This window comes from Pedobacter sp. (assembly GCF_035317785.1).
Classification (GTDB): Bacteria; Bacteroidota; Bacteroidia; order Sphingobacteriales; family Sphingobacteriaceae; genus Pedobacter.
On the sequence record NZ_DATHGC010000186.1, the window covers coordinates 1 to 6,919 of the forward strand.

Below are 6,919 nucleotides of genomic sequence, written 5' to 3' on the forward strand. Positions count from 1 at the left end.
CTGTTATAGTTCCCGGCAATCCCGGGGAAAGTGAGCTGTTCAGAAGGATCAATCTTCCTGCAGACCACAAAGATGTCATGCCGGCCAAAGGCAAAAAACTGCCTGAAAAAGACATTGCAATTGTTCGCTTCTGGCTTGCCAAAGGCGCCCCCTGGCCAGAAGACGGCAGCAAACAAACAGCATATCGCGTTGCAAAACTCGAGCCGCGCAATCCAGCCCTGCCTGCTGCATCGGACAATCTTTCCAATCCGGTCGATCTCTGGACCAACCAGTATTTTAAAAAGAACAAAATACAATGGCCTGCTTTGGTCGATGACCATACTTACCTCAGGAGAGTTTACCTGGACATCATTGGCCTTTTACCTCCGCTTGCAGATCAGGAAAGATTTATCAAAGACACCCGGCCAGATAAAAGGGCACAATGGGTAAGACAATTACTCAACAACGAGGATAATTATGCCCTGCACTGGCTCAGTTTCTGGAATGACGCCTTAAGAAATGATTATTCGGGTACCGGCTACATTACAGGCGGCAGGTTCGACATCACCGACTGGCTCTACAAATCTTTAAAGACCAACAAACCCTATGATCAGTTTGTAAAAGAACTGATCAGCCCAACAGACGAATCCAAAGGCTTTATTGAGGGTATAAAATGGCGTGGTGTGGTCAATGCCAGCCAGAAAACTGAAATGCAGGCTGCACAGAACGTTTCCCAGGTATTCCTGGGTCTGAACCTCAAGTGCGCTTCCTGCCACAACAGCTTCATCAGCGACTGGAAACTGGAAGATGCCTATGCTTTTGCCAATATTTTTGCAGACACAGCATTGGAGATCAGCCGATGTGAAAAGCCAACCGGTAAATTTGTGGACGCGCGGATGCTGTGGAAGCAGTTGGGCAATATAGACGCCAAAGCTCCCGTCGCAGAAAAAAGAAGACAGCTTGCTGAAAACCTGATCAGGCCGGAAGACGGCAGATTGTACCGAACCATAGTGAACCGCGTTTGGGCTCAGCTTATGGGCCGCGGCCTGGTAGAGCCGGTAGATGTGATGGACAACGAGCCGTGGAACCAGGACTTGCTGGACTGGATGGCCTTTAACTTCACTGCCGGAAAATCCGACATCAAAGAACTGATCTACCTGATCGCCACTTCTCATACCTATCAGCTGCCTTCGGTTGGATTTAAAGAAGTAGCGCAGATCAGCGATCCGAAGTATAAATTTAAAGGAATGACACGCAAAAGAATGTCTGCAGAACAGTTTACAGATGCAGTAAGCAACGTCATCTCCCCTGTTTTCGCCGACTCCAACCTTAAATATAATCCTTTTACAAACGCAGCCTATAAGCCGGCATTTGTACGGGCCTCCCTTGTGGCAAACAACGGATTCCTGACCGCATTGGGCAGGCCAAACCGCGAAACCGTGGCGACGAGCAGGGATTCCCAGGCCAATCTGTTGCAAGCGCTGGAACTGACCAACGGCGGGAGGTTCAATGCCGTACTGAAACAGGGAGCAGAACAATGGAAAGCAAAATACAAGGATCCGGATTTACTGATCAAAGAAATTTACGGCCGGACTTTAGGACGTGCCCCGGTAGAAAAGGAACTTAAACTGGCCAGACAGGCGCTGGGTAAATCTCCGGATACAGCAGCCATTCAGGATCTTTTCTGGGCAGTAGTTCTCCTTCCTGAATTTCAGATTATTTACTAAAGAAGATGATGGTCAAACCGAACAAATATTTATAAGATGAGCTGGAACAGAAGAGACTTTTTAAAGAACACAAGCGCAGCTACCCTGGCTGCGATGGCTGCAGGTATACCTCTGACCAATTTGCTGTCTTCCTGCAATAAAAAGAACGGCAATGCTACAGCAGATACCGTAATCCTGCTTTGGATGGCAGGCGGGATGGCCCATACCGATACTTTCGATCCTAAAAAATACACCCCTTTTTCAAAAGGAATGCAGGCGAGCAGTGTACTGAGCACCTTTAAGTCTGTACCGACTATTTTAGACGGGGTTCATTTTTCTGAAGGGCTGGAATCGATCGGTAACGTAATGGACAAAGGCACGGTGATCAGGTCTTACGTAGCAGGAGATATGGGGCACATTCTGCATTCCAGGCATCAGTACCACTGGCACACCTGCTATAAACCCCCTCAGTCTGTCTCGGCACCGCATATCGGCTCCTGGATCGCCAAAGAGCTTGGCCCGTTAAATCCGGTGATTCCCGCTTTTATTGATATAGGCCAGCGGTTTACACTTGGTGAGGGAGAAGAACTGAAAGCATTCCACACCGCTGGTTTTCTCGGCAATGAATTTGGCCCCTTCCTGATTCCCGACCCTTCTGCTGGTCTGGAGAGTGTACAGCCACCCGTGGGCATGTCGTCCAGCAGGTTTGAAAAAAGAAATAAACTGTATCATGACCTGATCAGTCAAAACCCGATGGGCGAATATGGCAGCGACTACCAAAAGGAGTCGTTGAAAAGGTCTATGGAACAAGCTTATATCTTGTTAAATTCGCCTGAGGCAAAAGCATTCGACCTGAGCCAGGAACCTAAAGAGAGCTACGACATCTACAACACCGGTAAATTTGGTCTCGGCTGCCTGATGGCGCGCAGGCTCGCCGAACAGGGTGCCAGGTTCATCAGCGTGACTACGGAATACGAACCGTTTAAAGGCTGGGATACACATGACAACGGCTATACCAGGCTTATCGATATGAAAAAACAGATAGACGGCCCTGTCGCCCAGCTGATCAAAGACCTGGACAAAACCGGGCGTCTGGACCGCACACTGGTGATTCTGGCCAGTGAATTCAGCCGCGACATGATGGTAGAAGGCCGGCCGGATGCCAAAGTTCAGGAACAGGTCGATCAGCCTGATGTAATCCAGGACATTAAAAATTATGGAATGCACAGACACTTTACAGATGGTTGTTCCATGCTGATGTTTGGCGGCGGCATAAAAAAAGGAAATGTTTATGGCAAAACTGCAGACGAAAGGCCTTGTAAAACAATAGAAAACCCGATCGTGATCGATCAGGTCCACCAGAGTATCTACCACGCGCTCGGCATAGCGCCCGATGCAAATTATGTTGTGGAAAAAAGACCGTTCTACACCACCCCGGACGGATTGGGCAAACCGGTTCTGGATCTGTTTACTTAATGGATTTGTGCAACAAAAATTCATTCACTCGCATTAATATCCTATCTTTAGTAAGCAACACACAAAGAAATCTAACCAAACCCAAATCCAGATGATCAGATCTGTCCGAACGAATGCAAAAACAGCGCTCAGAATAGCTTTAGTTTTGCTGATCGCAGTACTTACCCTTCAATTTAAACAGTCCTCAGAGCAGCTATTGCCTTTGAAAAAAGATACGCACATCGTGCTGATCGGGAATAATCTTGGCTCCAGAATGATGAATTATGGCCATTTTGAAACAGAAATGCACCTCCGGTATCCAGATTTCAACCTGTTTATACGAAATATGTGCGATGGCGGCAACACACCCGGTTTCCGTCCGCATGCCAGCAGGGTCTCTCCGTGGGCTTTTCCGGGCGCAGAGAAATTCCAGACAGAACTCGCCAACTTCTCAGACAGCCAGGGCTTCTTCGAAACAGAAGATCAGTGGCTAACCCGGCTCAAGGCCGATGTCATCATTGCTTTCTTTGGCTACAATGAATCTTTTGAAGGGCCAAAAGGTCTGGAAACCTATAAAGCAGAGCTCGATGCATTCATTAAGCATACACTAAAACAACAATATAACGGCAGTGCTGCGCCCCAGCTGGCCATCGTATCACCCATTGCATTTGAAGACCGCTCGAAAGAATTTGACCTCCCGGACGGCAAACAGGAAAACCTCAACCTCTCCTCATATGCCGCAGCAATGAAAGAGGTCGCCGGAAAAAATAATGTCTTGTACGCTGACGTTTACCCGGTAACAAAAAGCTGGTTTGAAAACGCTAAAAAACCGCTGACCATAGATGGCTCACAACTGAGCGATGAAGGTTATGCCCGTTTCGCTCCTTTACTGGCAGACCTTGTATTCGGCAAAGCACCGGTAAAGGCCGAAGCACAGCGCGAAATGGTTCATGCAGCGGTTTTGGAAAAGAACTGGATGTGGCACAATGATTTCAAAATACCCAATGGTGTCCATGCTTATGGACGAAGGTTTGATCCCTTTGGGCCTGATAACTATCCTGCAGAGATCACCAAGCTGCGCCAGCTCACAGCTATCCGGGATACCGCCATCTGGCAGGCCGCAAACGGCAAAAAAATGGACCTCACAGCAGCGGATAAAAAGACTACACCGGTTCCTGCGGTAAAAACGAATTACAATCCAAAAAATAACGGTAGCCTCGAATACCTGTCCGGAAAAGCCGCACTGGCCACCCTGAAAGTAGCTCCGGGCTTTAAAATCGACCTTTTTGCCTCCGAGCAGGAATTCCCGGACCTGGCCAAACCCTGCCAGATCACATTTGACAACAAAGGCCGGCTGTGGGTGGCCACCATGCCCAGCTATCCGCATTACAAACCCGGAGACAGCAAGCCCAACGACAAGCTGATCATCCTGGAAGATACCAACAATGACGGCAAGGCAGACAAGCAGACCGTATTTGCCGATCACCTGCATCTGCCGCTTGGATTTGAGATCACTGCAGATGGCGTTTATTTATCACAGGGTACAAACTTCGTACTCCTGAAAGATACCGATGGTGATGATAAGGCAGATACCAAAGATATTTTACTGAGCGGCTTTGATGACCACGATACCCATCACAACATACACGCATACGCATCAGATCCTTCCGGTGCCATTTACATGGGAGAAGGCGTATTCCTGCACACCAATGTAGAAACTTCTTATGGCCCGGTAAGGGGTACCAACGGCGGGTTCTACAGGTACAGCCCGCAGCTCCGGAAATTAGAACGTACCGCTCAGCCTTATGTACCTAACCCATGGGGCATCGCTTTTGATGACTGGGGACAAAATTTCTACGCAGAGACTTCGGGCCCCGCAGTACGCTGGATGATGCCTGTCAGTGTAAAACCAAGATATGGCGTTACCATCGAAACCTCAAGGGACCTTGTTCAGCCGGAGCACCGCGTACGCCCCACTTCAGGTTTGGAATTTGTATCCAGCCGCCACTTCCCGGACGAACTGCAGGGTGATTTCCTGATCAACAATACCATTGGTTTCCTTGGGACTAAAGAACATACACTGAAAGATGAGGGAACGGGCTATCAGAGCAGGCACAGACAGGACCTGCTGGTAGCCAGCGACAAAAACTTCAGGCCGGTGGATATGGAATTCGCCCCTGACGGCTCATTATATGTAGCAGACTGGCACAACATCCTGATCGGGCACATGCAGCACAATGCCCGTGACCCATTGAGAGACCATGTTCATGGCCGAATCTACAGGATCACCTATCCGTCAAGACCACTGGTGAAGCCTGCAAAAGTAGCCGGAGCCAGCATAGCAGAACTGCTTGAAAACCTTAAATTACCTGAATACAGAACCCGTTACCATACCAGGGCAGAATTACGGGGCCGCAAAGCTTCAGAAGTCCTGGCTCAAATTAAAGTATGGACTGCTGCCCTGGATAAGACAGACCCCAGATATGAGCACCACCTTTTGGAGGCCCTTTGGGTAAGCTGGGGGCTCAACCAGGTCGATCAGTCGTTATTGAGTCAGCTATTAAAAGCAAAAGACTACCATGCCAGGGCTGCCGCAGTCCGGGTGCTCCGCTACACCGGGCACCAGGTAAAAAACCAACAGGAGCTGCTAATGCAGGCCGCCGCAGATCCGCATGGAAGGGTCAGGCTCGAGGTCATTACAACAGCTTCATGGCTGCCTAAGGACAGCGGACTCGCTATCCTTAACGAAGCAGCAAAAAAACCAATAGATGACTGGATGCAGGTTTCCTACGAAACCGCCTTTGCACACCTGAATGGCAGGTCTGCCACAGAAAAACAAGAGGAAAAAATAAAAACAAAATTAAAAGGCCCGGCCAGGGACCTGTATGTAAAAGGGAAAGCCATTTACGCACGGGAAGGATTTTGTATTACCTGCCATCAGCCAGACGGCAACGGACTTTCTCCATCAGGATTTCCACCGCTGAAAGGAACCAAGTGGGTTACCGGAAACGAAGAACGCCTGATTAAAATCATTTTAAAAGGACTGCACGGACCAATAGAAGTGAACGGGCAGAAATATGCCGGACAAGTGCCCATGACGCCTTTCGGAGGAATGTTAAAAGATGACGAGGTCGCCGCAATAGCCACCTATGTACGAAACTCCTTTGGCAACAGCGCAGTCCCGGTATCTGCAGAAAAAGTAAAAACCATCAGAGCGGCAACAAAAGCAAAAACAGGATTTTATGCCCCGTCAGAGCTGTTAAAACTGCATCCGATGGAAAAATAAAACGGATCTGGATTAAAGCCGAAGTTCTTTGCGGTTAAATATGCTGAGCGGATCTGGTTCATCACCAGTGAGCACCGCTACCACATTCTGAACAGTCAAAACACACATCTTTCTAAAGGTCGATGCCGTGAGACTGCCTGAATGCGGTGTAATGAGCGCATTTGGATGCTGTAATACAGGAAAACCTTTCACAGGTGGCTCTTCCGGCAAAACATCAGCTGCAAACCCAGAGAGCTGACCGCTGTTTAATGCTGCAACCAGGGCTTCATGGTCAATCAGCTGGCCCCTTGCCGTATTGATCAGCTGAGCACCCGGCTTCATTAACGCCAACTGCGCTGAAGAAATCAAAGTCCCGGTTTCTTTGGTATACGGTAAATGAAGACTCAGCACATCAGACTGGTGCAGAACTTCATCCATACTCAAAAAAGCATAAGGCACATCCTGAACCGATCTGCTCCAATAGACCACATTCATACCAAAGGCGGCTGCCAGC

General features: G+C 48.8%; 4 protein-coding genes. 3 read left to right on the forward strand and 1 reads right to left on the reverse strand.

Features of this window, described 5'->3' with window-relative positions; all coding sequences use genetic code 11:
• The 3 genes from VK541_RS11440 to VK541_RS11450 form a co-directional block, all read left to right on the forward strand.
• A partial coding sequence (locus VK541_RS11440; protein WP_324370142.1) for a DUF1549 and DUF1553 domain-containing protein occupies positions 1-1,706 on the forward strand: 1,706 nt, incomplete at its 5' end.
• 36 nt (positions 1,707-1,742) lie between these two features.
• Positions 1,743-3,161: a DUF1501 domain-containing protein gene (locus VK541_RS11445; RefSeq protein ID WP_324370144.1), complete on the forward strand. Its 1,419-nt coding sequence runs from the start codon at positions 1,743-1,745 to the stop codon at positions 3,159-3,161.
• A 91-nt stretch (positions 3,162-3,252) separates the two neighbouring features.
• Positions 3,253-6,426 carry a PVC-type heme-binding CxxCH protein gene (locus tag VK541_RS11450; RefSeq protein WP_324370146.1) on the forward strand — a complete coding sequence of 1,058 codons (3,174 nt, stop codon included), beginning with the start codon at positions 3,253-3,255 and terminating at the stop codon, positions 6,424-6,426.
• A 12-nt stretch (positions 6,427-6,438) separates the two neighbouring features.
• On the opposite strand, the gene VK541_RS11455 is transcribed toward VK541_RS11450, so the two are convergent.
• Positions 6,439-6,919 (reverse strand): 2-hydroxyacid dehydrogenase (locus VK541_RS11455; RefSeq protein ID WP_324370148.1); only part of this gene is annotated, 481 nt, incomplete at its 5' end.

What these genes read in the sequence shown, in the direction of transcription:
- VK541_RS11450 (WP_324370146.1), top strand. Translation starts at nt 3,253, where the DNA reads ATGATCAGATCTGTCCGAACGAATGCAAAAACAGCGCTCAGAATAGCT.
- VK541_RS11445 (WP_324370144.1), top strand. Translation starts at nt 1,743, where the DNA reads ATGAGCTGGAACAGAAGAGACTTTTTAAAGAACACAAGCGCAGCTACC.